Source organism: Streptomyces daliensis (assembly GCF_054782395.1).
The window spans coordinates 149,638-169,882 of record NZ_BAAGSO010000029.1 but is presented as its reverse complement, the minus strand read 5'-3'; the positions used below and the strand labels follow the sequence as shown (position 1 = coordinate 169,882).

The following is a 20,245-nucleotide window of genomic DNA, read 5'->3' as shown; positions in this document are numbered from 1 at the left end:
GGCCCGTGTGAGACGTGCGACGCGCGTGGGGCCCGTGCCGCACCGGGATCCCGGGGTGCTGCCCCGCGTCCCCGGAACGGCCCAGCGCCGCGCGGCACACGCGCACTGACGGGCATACGGTGATCATTCCGGCACGCTCCGTACATGTGCCCTGGTCCCGGGGCCGGGAAGGTGTGACGTTGGAGAAGAACGGACCCACGAGCGGCCCGGTGATGCCCTTCGAGAGCCGGCTGGCGGCGCCCGCCGTCGCGCTGCCGCTGCTGGCCGCCGCCTGTCTGCTCCAGTTGCTCGGCATCGTGCTCGCCGCGGCGGCCCCCGTCGCGGCCGGTGCGCTGCTCGCGGTGCTGCTCGAGGTGCTCATGCTCCGCAGGCGATGGCGCGGCCTGGGCAGAAGGCTGGGCCGCATCCAGCTCAGCGCCACCGTGCGGCACCTGGTGCGCGACGGGCTGCTGCTCGTCGGGCTGGCGCGGCTGGACGCGCTGCACCCCGTGGTCGAGGGGGTCCCGCTGCTGGCCGCGATGCTCGGCTACTGGGGGCTGCACTTCGTGTGCCAGGCCGTCGCGGGCCGGGTGCGGCTCTCGCGCAGGCTGCCCGTCGTCACCCGCAACATCGACGCCTCCGCGCTCAACCTCACCCCCGCGCCGCCCCCGCTCTTCGGGCGGCAGAGCACGCTGCGGCTCGCCGGTGTCGGCCTGCTGACCACCGTGGGGATGGCCGCCACGGCGCTGACGGGGTACGCGCTGTGGGGCGCGCTGGCGGCGGGCGCTTGCTGTGTGGCGCTGCTGGCCGGGGTGGGGCACCTGGCGGGCTGGCTGCTGCCCTCGCGCCGTCCCGTGGGGGAGGCGGAGGCGCTGGCGTGGCTGGACGCGTGGCTGGCGGAGTACCGGCCGACCATCGGCATGTACTTCTCCGGCGGCACCGCCTCCGCCTACCAGGCCAACATGTGGCTCTCCACGCTCGCCGAGCTGGACGGGCGGCCTGTCATCGTGCTCCGTGAGCGCTTCATGGTGCAGAAGCTGGACGCGACGGACATCCCCGTGCTGTGCGTCCCCCGCGTCGCCCATCTGATGCGGCTGGAGCACTCGACGCTGCGCGTGCTGCTCCACCCGGCGAACTCGGGCAAGACCTCACAGGTTCTGCGCATCCCCACGATCAAACACGCCTTCATCAACCACGGGGAGAGCGACAAGCTCTCCTCCTGCAACCCGTACGCGAAGGCGTACGACGAGGTGTGGGTCGCGGGTGCCGCGGCACGCGAGCGCTACCAGTCGGCCGACATCGGCGTGGAGGACAAGGACGTCGTCGAGGTCGGCCGCCCCCAGCTCGCGCCCATTCACCCGTACGAAGGACCTCCGGTGCCGGGCGGGACGACCACCGTGCTCTACGCGCCGACCTGGGAGGGCTGGACCGACGACCCGGGCAACACCTCGGTCGTCCTGGCCGGTGAGGCGATCGTCCGCGCCCTGCTCGCCGACCCCGCCGTACGGCTGCTCTACAAGCCGCATCCCATGACCGGCTCCGTCGACCCGCGCGCCGCCGAGGCCGACCAGCGCATCCGGGAACTGGTGCGCGAGGCGAGCGCCGCGCGCGCCGCCGAGCGGGGCGAACGGAACGGGGGAGCCGAGGGAGCCGGGGAGGGGGCGGCGGAGCTGGAGCGGCGCCGCGCCGAGCTGGAGGCGCTGACCACGTGCGCCTTCCGCCGGGGCGCCGACGAGGCCGAGCGGATGCTGCTCCAGGGCGCGCCCAGGGGCAGCCGCACCGCGCGCGTGGAGGAGGCCACCCGCGCCTGGGAGGAGGCGTACTGGGCCTCGTTCCCCGCGTGGGAGCACCGCGTCGTCACGGGGCGCAGGCCCGGCATCTACGCCTGCTTCAACCGGACGCACCTGCTCGTCTCCGACGTCTCCTCCGTGGTCTCCGACTTCCTCGCGAGCCAGAAGCCGTACGCCGTGGTCAACACCAGCGGACTGAGCGAGGCCGACTTCAAGGCCGGGTACCCGACCGTGCGGGCCGCCACGATCCTCTCCCCCGACGCGTCCGGGGTGCCCGCGCTGCTGGAGTCGGTCAGGCACCCGGAAAAGGACACCCTCGCGCAGGCCCGCAAGGAGCTGAAGACGCACTTGCTCGGCCCCTCCGAGCCGCCCTCCCTCGTCCGCTTCAACCAGGCGGCGCTCGCCCTCGGGGCGCAGGCCGAGGCGCGCAACGCGCGGCAGACGAACGGGCACGCGGCGCGCCTCGCCGAGGCCGAGGCGGTGGGCAGGGAGGCCAGGGACGACGCCGAACTCGTCGGCCGTCAGGCCCTGGCCGACGCGCTCGGCGACGAGGAGGGGCTCTGCCCCTGACGCGGCGAGGACGGCTGGCCCTGGGCCGGGTGGCCCCCCGTCTGGTGGCCCCCGGTCTGGTGGGGCGTCCGCTCGGCCGGTTCCTGCTCGGGCATGGTGTCCGCCGTCTGCGGCTCCTCCTCCGGGACGGGCTGGAGGGCGAGCGCGAGGTCGTTGTTGACGGAGAAGTACGCGCGGACCCCCGTACCGCTGTCGCCGAGCCGCGCCCGGGGCAGCACGTCCGTCTTCTTGCGGGCCGCGAGGTCGTCCAGCAGCCGCGCGAGGCGCACGGCCGCCGCGTCCTGGCCGCCGGGGCGCAGCCACAGGTCCCAGACCGCGTCGCCGGAACCGGAGTCCAGGGCACCGGGAAGGTCGTAGGGCAGCTCGAAGGCGACCGACGGCGGCCCGTCGCCGCCGTCCGCAGCGCTCCCGGTGTTCGCGACGCTCACCGGCACCTCGAAGCCGCGCTCCTTGTCCGTCCGCGCGACGGCCAGCACGGCCGCCTCCCTGAGCGCTTCCGGGCGCCCGGCAGCGCCGTACAGCAATGCCTCTACGTGGAACGCTTCCCGCCCCAGGGCGATCGAGGTGACCTCGGCGTGGCCCTGGCGGCGCCAGGTGCGCAGGGCGAGATAGCCGTCGGAGGTGGTGTACGGCACCCAGGGCGCCACGGCTCCGTCCTCGTCGAGCGGCACGGGCAGGGACAGCAGCCGCGCCGTCTCCACGAGGTCGGCGCGCACGCGCTTGCGCTTGCCGTCCCGTTCCCGCTCCACGTAGAGGTCCCAGCGGGCCTCGGCCAGGCGGTGGCCCGAGCGGTCGAGGCGGGTCTCGGTCCAGCCGTCGACGGCGGCGCCGCGCGGGGGGAGGGGGACGCGGACGGTCTCCGTCCTGGCGCCGTGCCGGGTGCGCAGCAGCAGCGCGGCGCCGTCCTCGGGGAGCCGTTTGGCGCGCAGCCTGACCACGACCGAGCCGTCGGCGGCGACGCGCACATGGGCCTGCGGCCGGGGCAGCGAGGCCGGGGCCTTGCGGGGCACGGGCTGCTGCCCGCGCAGCAGCCGCCGCACGGCGCGCACGAGGGGGGCGAGGCGGCGGCGCAGGGAGGGGCGGAGGAGACGGCGCAGAAGGCGCCGCAGGGACGGCCGGCCGCGGCGCTTCCCCTTGCCGCCCGCGCCGCCGGACGCGCCGGGCCTGTCGCCCACGCCGGACCCGTCGCCCGTGCCGGACGCGCCCGCCCCGTCGGACCCCGTGACCGTGGACGTGGCCGCGCCCGCGTCCGCGCCCTCCGGAGGCTGCGCCTGCCGCGCGCCCCTGGCGGGCCGCGCTGCGGCCAGCACGGGCCGCTCGGCCAGCAGCTTCCCGATGAGCTGCTCGTACTCGGCGGCGACGCGGTCCGGCGCGTACCGCGCGGCCTTCAGCAGCGCGGCCTGGCCCATGCGGCGGCGCAGGTCCGGGCTCTCGACGAGCTGGAGCAGCGCGTCCGCGTAGGCGCGCACGGTGAACGATTCCTCGTCCCCCAGCGGCGCGAGGAGGCCGTCCTTGCCGTTGGTGAGGATCTCGCCAGGACCGTACGGGCAGTCCGTGCTGACGACCGGGACCCCGCAGTGCATGGCCTCGACGAGGGTCATCCCGAAGGACTCGGCGTCGGAGGAGACGGCGGCGATGGCGCCCTTGGCCCACTCCGGCTCGATGGGGGAGTGGGCGCCCATGAGGAAGGCGCGGTCGGACAGGCCGAGGCTGTCGATGTGGGCGCGCAGCGCGGGCTGGCGCTTGCCGCGCCCGTAGAGCCGCAGTTTCCAGTCGGGGTGCTTCTCGGAGACGAGCGCGAAGGCGTTCAGCAGCCGGTCGTAGCGCTTGATCTTGATCAGCCGCCCGGCCGCGACGATCAGCTTGCTCTCGCCGTCCGACGGCTCGATGTCGGCAGCCGGAACGGCGTTGGGGACGCAGACGACGCGGACGCCGGTGCCCTCGTCGTTCTCGCCCCTGGCGCCCAGCGCCTCGCGGTAGTGGGCCGCGTCGGCGTAGGAGACGGTGACGAAGGCGTCGAGCCGTCTGATCGCGGCGTCCTGGTGGCTGCGCACGTGTTCGACGTGCATCTCGCGGGTGAGGTGCTCCTGGCCGATGCGCACGTACCGGTCGCTGCCGTAGGCGGCGAGGTAGTCGTTGAGCTTGGGCCGGGTGGCGATCACGACGTCGGCGTCGGTCTGGTGCAGGTAGTCGCGGATCCGCTGGTCGCCGAGGTGGGTGGCGATGCCGCGCTCGAAGTGGTCGGTGCCCTCGGTGAAGCGTCTGCTGGGCCGGTGGAAGAGGGGATCGTCGCCGTCGTAGTCCCGGGAGTCCCTGCGCAGGTCGAGAAGCGGGATCAGCTTGACCCTGGGGTCGAAGGGGAGGGCGGGCTTCTCCGTGTTCCGGCGGAGGCTGGCGACCTCGACGGTGTGGCGCTCGGCGAGTGCCCGGGAGAGGTTCACCGTTGACCGGATCGTTCCGCCGATGCCGTAGGCGTTGTCCAGCAGGAAGGCGATCTTCATCTGCTCCAGCTTCCTCACAGAGTGCGACTCGGAAGACGCGGTCATAATGCCCCACATCGTGAATATTGTTCCGTTATGTAGTGAATGCCGCGACGGGGGTTGACGAGGGCTCGACGCGCAACGCGGTCAGGTGATATGGGCTAAGAGAACGTCGTATGTCCCTCTTTCGGGGGTGCGGCGGCATGGCCCACCCCGTGGCGCGGAGGGCGCGCCTACGGTCTGGTCAATGTCCTCAGCCACGCTCGGCCGCACCGACCGGTCCGATCACACCGACCGCACCGTGGCCGCGGCCCAGGCCGGAGCCGGGGCCGACGGTGCCGCCCGTGATCCCTTCCTTGACAACGCCAAGTTCCTGCTGGTGGTTCTGGTCGTCATTGGTCACGGATGGGGACCGATTTCCGACGAGATGCGCGGTCTCAAGACGCTCTATCTCGTCGTCTACGCCTTCCACATGCCGGTCTTCGTCTTCCTCTGCGGCTACTTCTCGCGGGGCTTCACCGGCAGCCCCGAGCAGATCAGGAAGCTGGTCGCCGGGGTCCTGCTGCCGTATCTGGTCTTCGAGACGGTGTACGCGGGGCTGTACGCGCTGCTGTGGGACGACCCGTTCCCCGTCTCCCCGAGCGACCCCCTCTACCTGTGCTGGTTCCTGCTGGCGCTCTTCCTCTGGCGGCTGACCGCGCCCCTGTGGCGCGCCGTGCGCTGGCCCGTCGCCGTCGCCGCCGTGATCTCGGTGGCCGCCGGGGCGCTGGACGTCGGCTACGAGCTGGGGCTCGCCCGCGTGCTGATGTTCCTGCCGTGGTTCGTGCTCGGGCTGCGGATGCGACGCGAGCACCTGCGGCCCCTGCGCTGCGCCGCGGCCCGCCGCCTGGCCCTGCCCGTGCTGGTGACCGCCGTCGCCGGGGCCTGGTGCGTGGCCCCGTACGTCAGCACGGGCTGGCTGCTGATGCAGCACGGCGCCGCGGACCTGGGGGTGCCCGACGTGGTCTACGTCCCCATGCGGCTCGCCCTGTTCGCGGTCAGCGCCGTCGTGGGCGCCGCCTTCCTCGCCCTCGTGCCGGGGCGCCGTGCGGGGTGCACCGCGCTGGGCGCTGCGACGATGTACCCGTTCCTGCTGCACGGGCTCGTGATCAAGACCTTCGAGGGTGCCGGGGGCTACGACATCATCCTCTCGGGTGGTCTTCTGGCGGGCGCCGTGTTGACGGTCGCGACGACGGCGCTCGCGCTCGGCCTCTACGCCCCTCCCGTACGCCGCGTGCTGCGGCCCCTCGTCGAGCCCCGGTTTCCCCGGTGGCTGGAACCGGACGCGGAGCGGGGCGGCAGGCGGGACGCCGAGCGGGGGAGTCCCGGCGCCGAGCGGGGCGGGGGAGGGGCCGGTGAACGGGCCGCGGAGCACCGCCGTCCGTCACCCGTACGGACGAATCCGGCGACGGATGCCGGGCCGTCCAACACGAGCTGAACCCTCAGTGGACGCCCCGAGGCGCCTGGCGGAAGCCCTTTCCGGCCACCGGCCAACGGGATGCGCCACCCCTCGACGCCGCCGTATACAGGATGGCCAGATGCTCCGCCGTCCGAGGAGAAGCGCTCCGCATGACTCCCGCAGCAACTGCAAACGCCACCGCCGCCTCCACCACCTCGTCGGCCGGGGACCTGCCGCAGCCTCGGTCCTTCTACGAGGTGCCCGGCTGGTTCTACAACTCCGACGTCGTCCTGTTCGACTGGTTCCTCGACCGCCAGTGGCGGCGGGAGCAGCGGGGCGACCTGCTGGAGATGGGCGCGTACATGGGCAAGAGCGCCGTGATGATGCGCGCCTACCTGCGCGAGGAGGAGACCTTCACCGTCTGCGACCTCTTCGACTCCGAGGAGGCCCCCAGTGAGCACAACGAGCGCGAGATGCGCGGCTCCTACGCGTCGCTGACCCGCCGCGCCTTCGAGGCCAACTTCCTCGCGTTCCACGACGAGCTGCCCCGCATCATCCAGGCCCCGACCTCCGTGGTCCCCGACGAGGTCGAGGCGGACAGCTGCCGCTTTGTGCACGTCGACGCGTCGCACATGTACGAGCACGTGCACCAGGACATCGCCTCGGCCCGCGACGTGCTCACGGACAGCGGCGTCGTCGTCCTCGACGACTTCCGCTCCGAGCACACGCCCGGCGTCGCCTGCGCGGCCTGGCAGGCGGTGCTGGAGGGCGGTCTGAAGCCGGTCTGCGTCAGCGGCCAGAAGCTCTACGGGACGTGGGGCGAGCACGCGGCCGACCTCCAGGAGGAGCTGCACGCGGAGCTGCGCGAGCGCGGCGACTGCTGGCTCCAGTGGCAGGAGGTCGCCGGGCAGCCGCTGCTGCTCGTCGGCGGGCGCAAGGCGGAGCCCCCTCGGGTCCCGGCCTCGCGCCACGAGCGGCGCGGCGGACGCGGCGGCGGGGGCCGTCCCGGGGGCCCCGGCGGCCCCGCGGGCACCAAGCACCCCGCTGGCTCCCCCCGGCTGCGGCGGATCGCCCGCGACCTCCTCCCGCCCCTCGTCGCCCGCCCCCTCGCCCGCGCGCTGCGGTCCGGGCGGCGCGGCTGACGCGGGCCGACGACGGGCCACGGCCACGGCCGACGGAAGCCGACGGCGGCTGACGCGGCCGACAACGAAGGAGAGCCACCGTGACGTACCGCAGCATGCCCGGCGCGCAGGTCGCCGACGACGCCGAGATCGGCGCGGGGACCACCGTGTGGGAACTGGCGCAGATCCGCGAGCACGCGAGGCTCGGGGAGGACTGCGTGATCGGCCGGGGCGCCTACGTGGGCCCCGGCGTGCTGATCGGGCGCCGCGTCAAGCTCCAGAACCACGCCCTCGTCTACGAACCGGCCCGTCTGGGCGACGGCGTCTTCGTCGGCCCCGCCGTGGTCCTCACCAACGACCGCAACCCCCGCTCCGTCGATCCCGAGGGCGGCCTGAAGCGGGCGGGGGACTGGGAGGCGGTCGGCGTGACCGTCGAGGAGGGTGCCTCGCTGGGGGCGCGCTGCGTGTGCGTGGCGCCCCTGCGGATCGGCCGCTGGGCCATGGTCGCGGCAGGCGCCGTGGTCACGGCCGACGTCCCCGACTTCGCGCTCGTGGTCGGGGTGCCAGCGCGCCGCGTCGGCTGGGTCGGCCGCGCGGGGGAGCGGCTGCGCGAGCGTCCGGGGCACCCCGGCGTGTGGGAGTGCCCGGAGACCGGCACGGTCTACGAGGAGTCGGGCGGCACGCTGACGGAACGAGCACGTTGACGGAACGGGCGGGTTTACGGTCCTGGCGCGTCGGAAGAACGCAGCCGCGCCGCGCGAGCCCGGGCACCCCGGTCGGGCGAACCGTGTGGGCAAGGCGGGTGAATTGTCGTACCGGAGTGCAAGGTCCTACGGGATTGCGGGTTGACATAAGGCGTACAGCCATATCCGCCGTGAACCCAAAGGACACCGCTATGCAGGGCTTGCACCACGACATGATCCCGCCTGCCAGCCCGGTGATCGGGGACGAGGAGATCGAGGCCGCCGTGCGCGTGCTGCGCGACGGGCGGGTCGTCCAGGGGCCGGAGGTCGCCGCGTTCGAGGAGGAGTTCGCCGAGGTCACGGGCGGGCGCGAGTGCGTCGCCGTCAACTCGGGCACCTCCGCGCTGCACCTGGCGCTGCTCGCGCTGGGCATCGGCCCAGGGGACGAGGTCGTCGTCCCCTCCTTCTCCTTCGCGGCGACCGCGAACGCCGTGCGCCTCGCGGGCGCCGAGCCCGTGTTCGCGGAGATCGACCCCGACACGTTCTGCCTCGATCCGGAGGCGGCGGCCTCGGCCATCGGGCCCCGCACGGCCGCGCTGCTGCCCGTGCACCTCTACGGGCATCCGGCCGCCATGGACGCGCTGGTGCCGCTCGCCGAGCGGCACGGGCTCGCGATCGTCGAGGACGCCTGCCAGGCGCACGGCGCGGCGCTGCACGACAAGCCGGTCGGCAGCTTCGGCGCGGCGGCCTGCTTCAGCTTCTATCCGACGAAGAACATGCACTCCCTGGAGGGCGGCATGATCGCCGTCGCGGACGGGCGCCAGGCGCGCACGCTGCGGCTGCTGCGCAACCAGGGCATGGAGCAGCGCTACGTGAACGAGATCGTCGGCGCGAACATGCGGATGACGGATGTGGCGGCGGCCGTCGGCCGCGTCCAGTTGCGCAGGCTCCCCGACGCCACCGAGGCGCGCCGCGCCAACGCCATGGCGCTCGACGGCGCCCTCCACGCGCTGCCCACCCCGAAGGTGGCGCCCGGCGCGCGGCACGTCTACCACCAGTACACGGTGCGGGTGCCGGGCGGCGCGGCCGTACGGGACGAGCTGGCCCGTGAGCTGGCGGCGCGCGGCGTGGGCAGCGCGGTCTACTACCCGACGCCGATCCACCGCCTCAAGCCCTACGAGAGCTGCGGCGCGCAGCTGCCGCTGACCGACCTGGCCTGCGACGAGGTGCTGTCCCTGCCGGTGCACCCCGCGCTGTCCGTGTGCGACATCGCCCGTATCACCGAGGTCGTCAACGGCTCGGCGACCGCCGTGCTCGCGGGCGCGATGGCCACGCCCGGCACGTCCACCACGACGGCCGCACCCGTCGCGCCCACGGAAGGCCCCGGCGTCGCGGAGGTGCCCTCGTGACCCGCCAGGCGCTGCGCGCCGGACTCGTCGGGCTCGGCGCCATGGGCCGCAACCACGCGCGCGTGCTGGCCGGGCTCGACGGGGTGGAGCTGATCGGTGCCGTCGACCCGGCGGGCGACCCGAGCGGCAGCCTGCACGGCGCGCCCGTACTGGAGGGGCTGGCGCAACTGCTGGCGCTGCGGCCCGACTACGTGGTCGTGGCCTGCCCCACGGCGCACCACGAGGAGGTCGGCCTCCAGCTCGCCGCCAACGGGGTCTGCGCCCTCATCGAGAAGCCGCTCGCGCACTCGGTGGCCGCCGCCGAGCGCCTGGTCGACGCGTTCGAGGCGCGGGGCCTGGTCGCCGGGGTCGGCCACATCGAGCGCTTCAACCCGGCGCTCCAGCAATTGCGCGCCCGCCTGGAGGCGGGCGAACTCGGCGAGGTCTACCAGGTGGTGACCCGTCGCCAGGGCCCCTTCCCGCACCGCATAGCGGACGTGGGCGTGGTCAAGGACCTGGCCACCCACGACATCGACCTCACGAGCTGGATCACCGGGCGCTCCTACGCGTCGCTGTCCGCGCGCACCCTCTCCAAGAGCGGGCGCCCGCACGAGGACATGGTGGCCGTGGTCGGGGAGCTGGACGACGGCACGATGGTCAGCCATCTCGTCAACTGGCTGAGCCCGCTCAAGGAGCGCTTCACCGCCGTGACGGGGGAGCGCGGTTGCTTCGTCGCGGACACCCTGACGGCCGACCTGAGCTTCCACGCCAACGGCGCCGTCACGACGGAGTGGGAGGCACTGCGCGCCTTCCGGGGCGTGGCCGAGGGCGACATGATCCGCTACGCCTTCCCCAAGCGGGAGCCGCTGGCCGTGGAGCACGAGCGGTTCAGGGACGCGGTCGTGGGCGAGGACAGCGGGATCGTCACCGCGCGGGAGGGGCTGCGCACGGTGCGGGTCTCCACGGCCGTGCTGGAGTCGGCGCGGCTCGGGCTCGTGCTGCCGGGGCACGCCGGGGCCGACGGGTTCGACGGAACCGGCGCGTCCGGCGCGTCCGGCGCGATGGCGGACTGGGAGGCGTGGGACCCGGAGGCGGAGGCCAGGGCCGTCGGCCTGGGCGGGCGGCACGACGGCGCGGCGGACGCGGAGGACCCGGTTCCCTGAGCCGGTCCGGGTTCTCTCTGGGTTCTCCGGCGACGGCGACGGCGCCGGCGCACCGACTCCGTCCCCCGTCTCCGTCGCCGGAGAACCGGTCGGTCGTCTCAGTCGTCCTGGGCCGCGGCCTCCTCCGCCAGCAGCTCCACGACCAGCTCGGCGGCCGAGCCGTCCCCGTAGGGCGCGTCGGCCGGTGCCTCCGCCGGGGCGCTGCGCACCGCCGTGTCCGCCCAGGCCGTGCCGCCCAGCAGATGCGGGTCGGGCACCAGCGTGTTCCAGCCCTCGGTCAGGGTCTCGGGCCACTCGGTCTCGGTGCGCAGCGTCGTGCAGGCGCGGCCCAGCAGATATGCCTCCTTCTGGAGCCCGCCCGAGTCGGTGACCACCCCGGACGAGCCGAGCACGGCCGCGATCAGCTCCGCGTACGGCAGCGGCCTGCCCACCCGCACCGCGCCCCGCTCCAGCTTCACGCCATGCTCCTCGGCGCGGGCCAGCAGCCGGGGGTGCGCGGGCAGCACGACGGGCAGCGGCAGTTCGGCCAGGGCTCCGACGAGCGCTTCGAGGCGTCCCGGGGGGTCGGTGTTCTCGGCGCGGTGGAGGGTGGCGACGAGGTACGGCCTGGACGCGTCCACCCCGTCGGGCAGCTCGGGCGCCGGGATGTCACCGGCGAGCACCCGGTCCCGTACGCGCAGGCACACGTCGGCCATCACGTCGCCGGTGAGCCGGGAGCGGTCGGCGAGGCCCTCGGCCGCGAGATGGCGCATGGCCTCCTTGGTGGGCGCGAGCAGCAGGTCGGCGGTGTGGTCGGTGAGGACACGGTTGTGCTCCTCGGGCATGCGGCGGTTGAACGAGCGCAGCCCGGCCTCCAGGTGTGCCACCCGTAGGTGCTGCTTCACCGCCGCGAGCGCGCCGGCGAGGGTGGAGTTGGTGTCGCCGTAGACGAGGGTCCAGTCGGGCCGCTCCGCCTCCAGCACCGGGTCGAGCGCGCTCAGCGCGGCCCCCGTCTGCGCCCCGTGGCTGCCGGAGCCGACGCCGAGGTGCACATCGGGGGAGGGGATGCCGAGGCCGGTGAAGAAGACGTCGGAGAGGTCCGCGTCGTAGTGCTGTCCGGTGTGCACGATGGTGTGGCTGACGCCGAGCGCGGCGCACGCCTCGGCCATGGGGGCCAGTTTGACGAGTTGGGGGCGGGCGCCGACGACGCTGAGTACCTTCACTTCGGTGAACCGTCCTTGTCGTTCTTGTCGAGTGCGGTGGTGGCGACGAGGGACGGGTGGCGGCGCGCCAGCCGGGCGCCCAGCGCGATGGAGACGGTGTCGGCCGCCACGACGCGGTCCACGGTGCGGAAGTCGATCCGTCCGGCCGTCCGCTGGGCCACCCTCGCCAGCAGCCACGGGCGCAACTGCCGGTAGAGGGGGAGGAAACCCTTCTTGTGCACGGCTCCGGCCGCCCTGCGGTGCGCCCGTTCACCGAGGGCGGTGCCCCGTGCGACGGGTCCGGCCAGCGGGGCGCGGGTACGGGCCGCGAGCGTTCCGGCCGCCCTGGCCCTGGCCAGCAGGGCGCGCGGCAGGCGGTGGACGAGGGCGCGCTCCAGGCGGGGGAGCGGGTGCCGCTGCTCGGCGTCCCGCAGCGTGTGCGTCCGCAATCCCGGCGAGGCGGCGAACCGCTCCCACTCCTCCGGGGCCGTCGTCACCAGCTCGACCTCGGTGCCTTGGTCGAGCAGATGTGCCAGATAGCTCTTGACCCGGCCGCCGACGGGTGTGGCCAGGGCCAGCAGGACGACGCGGCCGTGGGCAGGGCCGGGCCCGTGCGCCGGGCCGGGGGTGCCCGTGCTCATGCCGGGGTCTCCTCGGTGTGCGGGGGACGGTGCGCCGCGACGGAACCGGGGGGTCCGTCGGCGTGCGGGGTGCCGGTGCTGGCGCCGGAGCCGTCGGCGCTTGGCGTGCGTCGTCCCGCGAGGGAGCGCAGCCGGGCTTCGAGAGGGGCCAGCAGGGTGTCGCGTACGTACGCGTCGGAGTGCCGCAGCGCGTGCGCGTGGCGTGCGCGGGACGGTGCGAGCGCGGCCCGTCCCGCGGCCAGCAGGGAGCGCGAGACGGACTCGGCGTCCAGCCCCTCGCTCGCGAACCAGAGCGGGTAGCCCTCCAGCACCTCGCCCGCCGCGATGCCCGGCAGATGGACGGAGGCGATGGGGCGGCCCGTCGCCATGTACTCGAAGATCTTGCCCGAGGTGACATAGCGGGCGCCGCCCGCGAGGAAGACGAGCACGTCGGCCTCCTCGTAGGCGCGGGAGATCTCGGTCTTGGAGAGCGGGCCGCGCACCCGTACGCCCGTGTCCCTGCTGCCGCCCCGCTCCGTGCCGTTCTTGTCCCCGTCCCCGTCTCCCGCGAGGCGGCCGAGCAGCGGCGTGTGGCTCTGGCGGAAGAAGCCCAGGTGGCCGTGGATGTGCAGTTCGGCGTCGGCGAAGTCCGGGTGGGCGCGCAGCCGCTGGAAGCCCGCCACCATCTCCTCGACGGGCTGCGCGCTGCTGACGGTGCCGACGTAGCTGAAGCGCAGCGGCCGGCGCCGGGCGCCCGAGGGCGGCGCGGGGAGGGCACGGGCCTCGGCCGAGAGGAGGTCGGCGTCCCAGCCGTTGGGGACGACCATCATGCGGTCCGCGACGTCCGGGTACCGCTCCGCGTGCCAGCCCCGCAGCGCCTCGTTGACGAACACCGACGCACCGGCGGCGCCCAGCACCCTGCGCTCCCACTCCCACGCGGGGTGCCCGGCGGGGAAGGCGGGCTCCTCGGTGAAGAGGTTGAGGGTCCACGAGTCCCGGTAGTCCAGCACGTAGGGGACGCCGGTGAGCCGGTGGAAGGCCCAGGCGGCGGCGAAGGACGCGAAGGGGTTGCCGGTGGCCAGTACGGCGTCGAAGCGGCCCCGCGTCGCGTGCAGCCGCAGCGCCCTGCGGACGGCGGCGAGCGCCCAGGAGGCGTAGTGCTCGGGGAACAGGCGCCGCATGCCCCAGTCGTAGAGGTCCTGCGCGGCGACCGGGAAGGTGCGCCGGAACGGGCCGTACCGGCGCAGGTCCTTGTCCCACACGAACTGGTTCAGCGACGGCCGCTCCATGCGCACACCGGGGGACACGGTGTCCAGCAGCGCCTCGTCGACGGACCCCGTCACCTCGTGCAGGAAGGAGAGCGGCGCCGCGCACACGGTGACGTCCCAGCCCCGCGCGGCCAGGTGGTTGGCGGTGGCACGCGCGCGGTAGACGCCGCTGGCCCGTGAGGGCGGGAAGTAGAAGGCGAGGTAGAGGACGCGCGGTCGGCGGGCACCCCGTGTACGGGCACCTCGCGTGCGGGCACGGAGCGCGCGGGGCGGGCGGGAGGGTGGGGGCTCGGGGGACACGGGCGGTCTCCGGTACGGGGAGGGTGCGGGGTACGCGGTGCGGGTGGCGCGGTGCGGCGGTGGTGCGGGACGGGGCGGGGCGCGAGGGGCGCGCGCCGGATCGCGGGGCCGGTGGCGGGGACGAGGGCTGGACGGTGGCGTCGCGGAGGCCGCGGCCCGAGGACCTAGGGGCCGGGGCCCGGCGCTAGACGGCGGCCTCCAGATGCGCGGCGCTGTAGGAGAGGCCGGGCACCGGCACGCCGTCACCGGCCCGCCCCGTGCCGACCGCCCGGCCGCTGACCGTGCCGCCCCTCGCCCCGGGGGCCGCGCTGCCCCGCGTGAGCTGGAGCGCCATGGGCATGGACGCCGGATCGCACACCACGACGTGGTCCATGGACCGCTCGCGCACCAACTGCCGCGCGAGCCGGTGCCGCACGGTGACGGCGTCGCCGTACAGCCCCCGGTAGCAGGGGAGGAAGAGCCGGTGGTGCACGCGGCGCGCGAGGCGCCGCTCGTACGACCGGCCCGCGCGCCCCACGGGCTGCCGCAGCGGGCCTCGGCCCAGCAGCGAGACCGCGGCGCGCGGGGCGCGGAAGAGCAGCGCCCACTCCAGGAAGCGGGGCGCGTGGCGCAGTTCGAGCCGGGTCATCTCGACCAGCTCCACGCCCGGCGCGAAGGGCTGGTCCCGCCACGACTCGGCGGTCTCCGTCAGCACCAGCACGGTGTGCCCGCAGGCCACGGCCTCGGCCGCCTCCTCGCGCACGGCCCGCTTGCGGGTCGCGCCGAGGGCGATGAAGAGCACGCGCACGGCCTACGCCTCCTTCTCCAGCTCGTCGGGGGACGGGTGGTGCGGGTGGTGCGGGGCGCGAGGGCGGCTGTCGGGCCCGTCCGCCCCGTCCGCCTCGTCGGTCCTGTCGGCGCCGCCGAACCAGTGGCCGTGGTGGGCACGCCCTACGGCCTCGACGCCGTAGCGCTCCGCGAGGACGCGGCGGGCCCTGGGCAGGTCGAGACCGTGCGGGAAGCGGGCGCGGAGCCTGCGGTAGCCGTCGGCGATGGACTCCGCGTTCTCCTCGACGTCGATCAGCTCGCCCGCTGCCTCCTCGATCCCGGCGAGGGTCTCCTGGGGGCCTCCGCTGCGCGTCACCAGCACGGGAAGCCCCGCCGCCACGGCCTCGACGACGGTCATCCCGAACGTCTCCAGCCTGCTCGGGTGGACCAGCAGATCGTGCTCGCGCATCATCCGCAGCGCCTCGCCAGGCGGCACGGGCCCCGCGAAGGTGACCGCCTCCGTGAGGCCCAGTTCCGCGCTGAGTGCCGTCAGCCGCCGCTCCATGGATCCCTCGCCGACCAGCGTCAGCGTCAGCTCCGGGTCCTCGGCGCGGCACAGCGCGAACGCCTCCAGCAGCCAGTCGACGCCCTTGCGCGGGATGAGGTTGCCGACGAACAGCCAGCGCCGCAATTGGGTGACGGGCGCGGGCCTGTGGTGGTCGAAGGAGACCGGGTTCGGGATGAGCCCGACGCGGCCCTCGTGGTGCGGGAACGTCTCGTACAGCAGCCGCCGCACCGGCTCCCCCACCGCGAAGAAGCCGGTGCAGCGGTGCAGCACCTCGTCGTACATCGCCCGCGCCTCCGGCTGCTCCAGCACGCGGTCGAGGAAGCTGGCGTGCTCGGTGACGAAGACCCGTGCGTCGGGCCGCGCGTTGCGCAGGGCGACCCAGCCGCCGCGCAGGCCGACGTGCGCGTGGACGACGGCGGCGTCCAGGGGACGGCCGCGCAGTGCCGTGCGCAGCGCCTCGTCGTGTGCGCGCGCGTGCGCGGCCCACACCTGCCGCGGGGGCGTCAGCACCGGGACGTAGCGCAGCGCGGCCCCGGCGACCGTGGGCACCGCGGGCTGGGGGCGCTCGGCGAGGAGCCTGCGGTGGGCGCCGCGCACCTGGCCCGGGTCCCAGGACTCGGGGAGGGAGAGCGACCACGGATCGCAGTGGTACACCGTCATCCGTGTGCAGCCGGGGGCCGTCGCCTCGACCATTCCCCGGACGAAGGCGCCGCCGAAAGGGGACTGCCGCGTCGGATACCAGGGGGTGACGACGGCCACTTCCCGCTCCGGATCACCGCGATCACTGCGCACCCGAATTCCCTTCGGTCGGCCATGAAAGTACGTGAGGACGTGCGTACGTGAGTACGTCAGTACGTGGCTTACAAACTGACCTTATGGGCCCGGCAAGTAGCAAGTCGGCGTTCCGACCGGAGAGTCACCCGAAGGAGCCCGTACTCCACGCGCTCAATGGGTGAAGGTGCCCGGAGAGCGGGGCGGGGGTGAGGGCGGGGACGGGGGCGGAGTAATCCGGCATGCCGGTTCGGGGAAGCCTCGTTAGGCTGCTTCTGCCGACCAAAAGAAGGGTTTCCCCGTGGAGCTCGAAACGGTCTCCGGCAGCGGAGCAGAAGAAACTGAAGCGCGTCGCGGGCGTGTGGTCATGCTCGTGTGCAACGGCGTCGCCGGTGACTCCCGCGTCCAGAAAGCCGCCCGTTCGGCGGCGGAGGCCGGCTGGGACGTGACCCTGCTGGGCCGTTCTCCCGACGGGCGGCCCCGGCGCTGGAAACTCGGCGAGGCCGAGGTCAGGCTGCTGCCTGTGCCGATGCCGCTGGCCAGGCGCCCGCACCAGTTCCGGCGGGCCTTCCTCACCAGGCCGCTCGCCTACCGCCCTGGGCACACCGCCGCCTACCGCATGCAGCGGATGAAGGCGTGGCGGGGCGAGCTGTTCGTGCGCGGGGTGGAGATCGCCGAGGAATCCTCCGTCGGTGGGTATGGGGGCGCGATACGTTCCGAGGCGGCGATTATCGCGGCGAAGGCGCGGCTCCTCTCCTCCCGCGCGGTGGCGAAGGCCGCCTACCGGTGGGTGGCTTTCCGTAAGGGGAGACTGGACGCGGGAATCGCGGCTCGTAGAAGAGCGGACACCCGGCTCGACCGTTTGGGTACGTCGTTCTGGATCGCCGCGATGGGAAAGCGTTCCTGGCGGAAGCTGTGGCCGATGCTGCACGACTTCGAGCTGGCCTACGGGAAAGTCATCGACGAATTGCGGCCGGATCTCATCCACGCGAACGACTTCCGTGTACTGGGCGCGGGAGCTCGCGCCAAGCTGCGGGCCCGCGCTTACGGAAGGGACGTGAAACTCGTCTGGGACGCGCATGAATTCCTGCCCGGCGTGCGGCCCTGGAACGACAACGCGCGCTGGCTTCCCGCGCACATGGCGCACGAGCGCGAATACGTGCCGTACGCGGATGCGGCCGTCACCGTCTCGGACTCCCTCGCGCATCTGCTGCGCGAGACCCACGGGCTGCCCGAGCTGCCCACCGTCGTCCTCAACGCGCCCAGCACACGGCCCCCTTCGGCGGAGAGCGAAGCGGACGCCGACGCGGACGCGGACGCGGACGCGGAAGGCGAAGAGGAGGGCGAGGAGGAGCCGTCCGGGCCGCCCGACCTGCGCGAGCTGTGCGGCGTCGACGAGACGACCCCGCTCCTCGTCTACAGCGGCGGAGCCGCCCCCCAGCGCGGGCTCGCCACCATGGTCGAGGCGCTGCCGCTGCTGGAGGGGGCGCATGTGGTGTTCGTCGTGCCCAGCCCCCGTCAGGACTACGTGCGCACGCTGCTGGGCCGTGCGGCGGAACTCGGCGTCGAGGACCGGGTGCACGCGGTCCCGTATGTGCCGTTCTGGCAGGTCGTCCCCTTCCTCTCCCGCGCTGACGTGGGCGTCATCCCGATCCACCACTGGGTCAACCACGAACTCGCCCTGATCACGAAGTTCTTCGAGTACGCGCACGCCCGGCTGCCCCTCGTCGTCAGCGACGTGCGCACCATGGCGCGGACCACCAGGGAGACGGGCCAGGGCGAGGTCTTCCGCGCCGAGGACGTCGAGGACTACGCGCGGGCCGTGCGCGCTGTCCTCGCCGACACGGCGCGCTACCGCGCCGCCTACGACAGGCCGGGGCTGCTGGAGCAGTGGACCTGGGAGGCGCAGGCCGACGTCCTCGACGAGCTGTACACCCGGCTGCTGCCGCACCTCCCGCCCCGCCCTGGAAGCCGCGCCGGACAGCCGCCGCGCCGCACGCTCCACGCCGCCTCTCCGGCAGGCCAGGACGACCGCGGCGACCCTGGCAACCCCGGCGACCCCGACGAAGGGCCCGCCGCACCCGTCGGAGCGCACGAATGAGCCTGCCCGACGTACGCGAGGCGGACGGTTCCGACGAGACGGGCGGGGGAGGGGGCGGGAGCGCGGGCGGTGGACGGCGGCGCGCCGGCGGGGCGCCCGCCCCCGCCGCTGAACCCGCCGTCGCGCCCGAGGCGAGCGCGCCGGGCCGGCCCGGCGGCCCGGGGGAGCCGGACGTCACCGTCGTCGTGCCCGTCTACAACACGATGCCGTATCTGACCGGCTGCCTGGACTCCCTCGTACGCCAGAGCATCGGGCAGGCCCGCATGGAGGTCATCGCGGTGGACGACGGATCCACCGACGGCAGCGGCCCCGAACTGGAGCGCTACGCCCGCGCGCACCCCCGCCTCTTCCGCGTGCTGCGCCAGCCCAACTCCGGCGGCCCCGCCGCGCCCAGCAACCGGGCGCTCGACCTCGCCACGGGCCGCTACGTCTTCTTCCTCGGCTCCGACGACTACCTCGGGCCCGAGGCGCTGGCCCGCATGGTCGCCACCGCCGACGCGCACGGCACGGACATCGTGCTCGGGCGCATGGTCGCCGTCGGCGGCAGGGACGTGCCGCGACTGGTCTTCCGCAGCACGGAGTGCAGCCTGCCCGCCGACCACTGGAAGCTGTCGTGGGCGCTGTCCAACACCAAGCTGTTCCGGCGCTCCCTGATCGAGCGCCACGGCCTGCGCTACCCGGAGGACCTGCCCGCCTTCAGCGACCAGCCCTTCACCCTGGAGGCCCTGCTGCGCTGCGAACGGGTCTCCGTACTGGCCGACTACGACTACTACTTCGCCGTACGCCGCGAGGACGCGGGCAACGTCACGCTCCGCGCCCGGCACGCGGACCGGCTGCGCGGCCTGGAGGCGGCCATGGCCGTGACCGAGCGGCTCAGCCGCCCGGGGCCGCGCCGCGACTCGCTCAACAAGCGGCACTTCACCTGGGAGGCGGCCCAGCTCTTCGACGACGCCTTCCCCGGCCTGGACCGCGAGCTGCAAGAGCGCGTCGTGCGCTCGGTCGGCGCACTCGCGTCCCGGCACGCGCACGCCGCGCTCACGGCACGGCTCGACGCACGGCTGCGGGTATGCCTCGCGCTGGCACGGGACGGACGGCTGGACGCACTGCTCGACGTCGTACGGGCCGCGCCTGCCGGCGGGGCGGACGGCGCGGGGCCGCTGCCGCTGCGGCTGTGCGTGGAGGGCGACCGCGCCTACGCCCGCCTTCCCGGCTTCCGCGGCTTCCGCGGCCTCCGGAGCGCCGGTGCCTCCGGCGGTACGGGTACGGCTGCGGAGCCCGCGCCCGGAGCAGGTCCGGGCCCCGCCCCAGACTCGGGCCCCGGCCCGGTCGCCAGCTCCGACGTGGGTTCCGGCCCGGTCACCGGCACCGGCTCCGGTGCGGGCCCTGGCCCGGTCAGCCGCTCGGGTCCTGGTACCGGCACTGACCCGGGCTTCGGCCCGGTCACCGGTACCGACGCTGGCGCGGAGCCTGGCCCGGGCTCGGGCGACGGCTCCGTCTCCGGCGGCGGGGAGGCACTGCCCGACCGGTACTTCGATGTCACCGAGCAGGCCGCCGAGCGGTTCGCCGGGCAGCGCTTCGTGGTGGAGTCGCTGACCGAAGGGCCGTCAGCGACCGGAAGCGGAACCGGAAGCGGAGGCCCCGCCACGGTCACCGTGACGGCCCGCAGCTCGCTGCCCGAACTGGCCGACTTCCGCGCGCTTCCGGGCGCCCCCGGCGAGCTGACCGTGCGCCCGGCCCCCGAAGGACGCGGCTGCCTGGTCTCGCGCACCGTCCCCCTCGACGACCTCCTGCGCGAGGGCCACATGGGCGTGCCGTATCTGCGCGCCCTCGGCCACACCCGTGCCGCAGTGCTCGACGCGGCGGGCGCGCCGCCCCCGCTGGACCGCGTCGTGCACCGTGGCCGCCCGTACCGCGTCCGCGTCGTGCGGTGGCGCGGCGAGGACGCCGGGGACGGCGCGCAGTCCGTGCCCGTCCTCGTCGCCACCCCCGCGAGCCCCCTCCGGGCCCTCGCACCGCGCCTGCTGGGCCTGCTGCGTCTGCTGGGCCTGCGGCGGCTGTCGCCGCCGTCGTGACCGGC

Annotated in this window: 14 protein-coding genes; 8 read left to right on the top strand and 6 right to left on the bottom strand. The window is 74.4% G+C overall.

What is annotated here, in order from left to right:
* The first annotated feature begins 212 nt into the window (after positions 1 to 212).
* Positions 213 to 2,339, top strand: a complete 2,127-nt coding sequence (locus ACYVOO_RS07115; RefSeq protein WP_461014774.1) for a hypothetical protein — start codon at positions 213 to 215, stop codon at positions 2,337 to 2,339.
* On the opposite strand, the gene ACYVOO_RS07110 is transcribed toward ACYVOO_RS07115, so the two are convergent.
* Positions 2,291 to 4,885, bottom strand: a complete 2,595-nt coding sequence (locus ACYVOO_RS07110) for a glycosyltransferase family 4 protein (RefSeq protein ID WP_461014761.1) — start codon at positions 4,883 to 4,885, stop codon at positions 2,291 to 2,293. The genes ACYVOO_RS07115 and ACYVOO_RS07110 overlap by 49 nt on opposite strands.
* A gap of 181 nt (positions 4,886 to 5,066) precedes the next feature.
* On the opposite strand from ACYVOO_RS07110, the gene ACYVOO_RS07105 reads away from it, so the two are divergent.
* The 5 genes from ACYVOO_RS07105 (at position 5,067) to ACYVOO_RS07085 (ending at position 10,612) form a co-directional block, all read left to right on the top strand.
* Positions 5,067 to 6,296 carry an acyltransferase family protein gene (locus ACYVOO_RS07105; RefSeq protein WP_461014760.1) on the top strand — a complete coding sequence of 410 codons (1,230 nt, stop codon included), beginning with the start codon at positions 5,067 to 5,069 and terminating at the stop codon, positions 6,294 to 6,296.
* A 131-nt stretch (positions 6,297 to 6,427) separates the two neighbouring features.
* A complete protein-coding gene (locus ACYVOO_RS07100) occupies positions 6,428 to 7,399 on the top strand; it encodes a class I SAM-dependent methyltransferase (RefSeq protein ID WP_461014759.1) in 972 nt (323 codons plus the stop codon).
* Positions 7,400 to 7,479: 80 nt separating this feature from the next.
* Positions 7,480 to 8,082, top strand: coding sequence for an acyltransferase (locus ACYVOO_RS07095; RefSeq protein ID WP_461014758.1), 603 nt, complete (start codon positions 7,480 to 7,482; stop codon positions 8,080 to 8,082).
* A gap of 191 nt (positions 8,083 to 8,273) precedes the next feature.
* The gene (locus ACYVOO_RS07090; RefSeq protein ID WP_461014757.1) at positions 8,274 to 9,470 is read left to right on the top strand and encodes a DegT/DnrJ/EryC1/StrS family aminotransferase; all 1,197 of its coding nucleotides are present in this window, start codon (positions 8,274 to 8,276) and stop codon (positions 9,468 to 9,470) included.
* Positions 9,471 to 9,511: 41 nt separating this feature from the next.
* A complete protein-coding gene (locus ACYVOO_RS07085; RefSeq protein WP_461014773.1) occupies positions 9,512 to 10,612 on the top strand; it encodes a Gfo/Idh/MocA family protein in 1,101 nt (366 codons plus the stop codon).
* Positions 10,613 to 10,710: 98 nt separating this feature from the next.
* On the opposite strand, the gene wecB is transcribed toward ACYVOO_RS07085, so the two are convergent.
* The 5 genes from wecB to ACYVOO_RS07060 form a co-directional block, all read right to left on the bottom strand.
* Positions 10,711 to 11,814 (bottom strand): non-hydrolyzing UDP-N-acetylglucosamine 2-epimerase, encoded by a 1,104-nt coding sequence (gene wecB / locus ACYVOO_RS07080; RefSeq protein WP_461014756.1) that lies wholly within the window; start codon positions 11,812 to 11,814, stop codon positions 10,711 to 10,713.
* A complete protein-coding gene (locus tag ACYVOO_RS07075) occupies positions 11,811 to 12,434 on the bottom strand; it encodes a hypothetical protein (protein ID WP_461014755.1) in 624 nt (207 codons plus the stop codon). Before ACYVOO_RS07075 ends, wecB begins: the two co-directional genes overlap by 4 nt.
* Positions 12,431 to 13,981 carry a glycosyltransferase gene (locus tag ACYVOO_RS07070; RefSeq protein WP_461014754.1) on the bottom strand — a complete coding sequence of 517 codons (1,551 nt, stop codon included), beginning with the start codon at positions 13,979 to 13,981 and terminating at the stop codon, positions 12,431 to 12,433. The genes ACYVOO_RS07075 and ACYVOO_RS07070 overlap by 4 nt, the downstream gene beginning before the upstream one ends.
* Before the next feature lie 184 nt (positions 13,982 to 14,165).
* Positions 14,166 to 14,768: a hypothetical protein gene (locus ACYVOO_RS07065; RefSeq protein ID WP_461014753.1), complete on the bottom strand. Its 603-nt coding sequence runs from the start codon at positions 14,766 to 14,768 to the stop codon at positions 14,166 to 14,168.
* Between the two features lie 3 nt (positions 14,769 to 14,771).
* Complete coding sequence (locus ACYVOO_RS07060) at positions 14,772 to 16,088, bottom strand: glycosyltransferase (protein WP_461014752.1); 1,317 nt, start codon at positions 16,086 to 16,088, stop codon at positions 14,772 to 14,774.
* A gap of 280 nt (positions 16,089 to 16,368) precedes the next feature.
* Between ACYVOO_RS07060 and ACYVOO_RS07055 the strand changes: the two genes are divergently transcribed.
* Complete coding sequence (locus ACYVOO_RS07055; RefSeq protein WP_461014751.1) at positions 16,369 to 18,168, top strand: glycosyltransferase family 4 protein; 1,800 nt, start codon at positions 16,369 to 16,371, stop codon at positions 18,166 to 18,168.
* On the top strand, positions 18,165 to 20,240 hold the full coding sequence (locus ACYVOO_RS07050; protein ID WP_461014750.1) for a glycosyltransferase family 2 protein: 2,076 nt from the start codon (positions 18,165 to 18,167) through the stop codon (positions 20,238 to 20,240). Before ACYVOO_RS07055 ends, ACYVOO_RS07050 begins: the two co-directional genes overlap by 4 nt.
* The last annotated feature ends 5 nt before the right edge of the window (positions 20,241 to 20,245 follow it).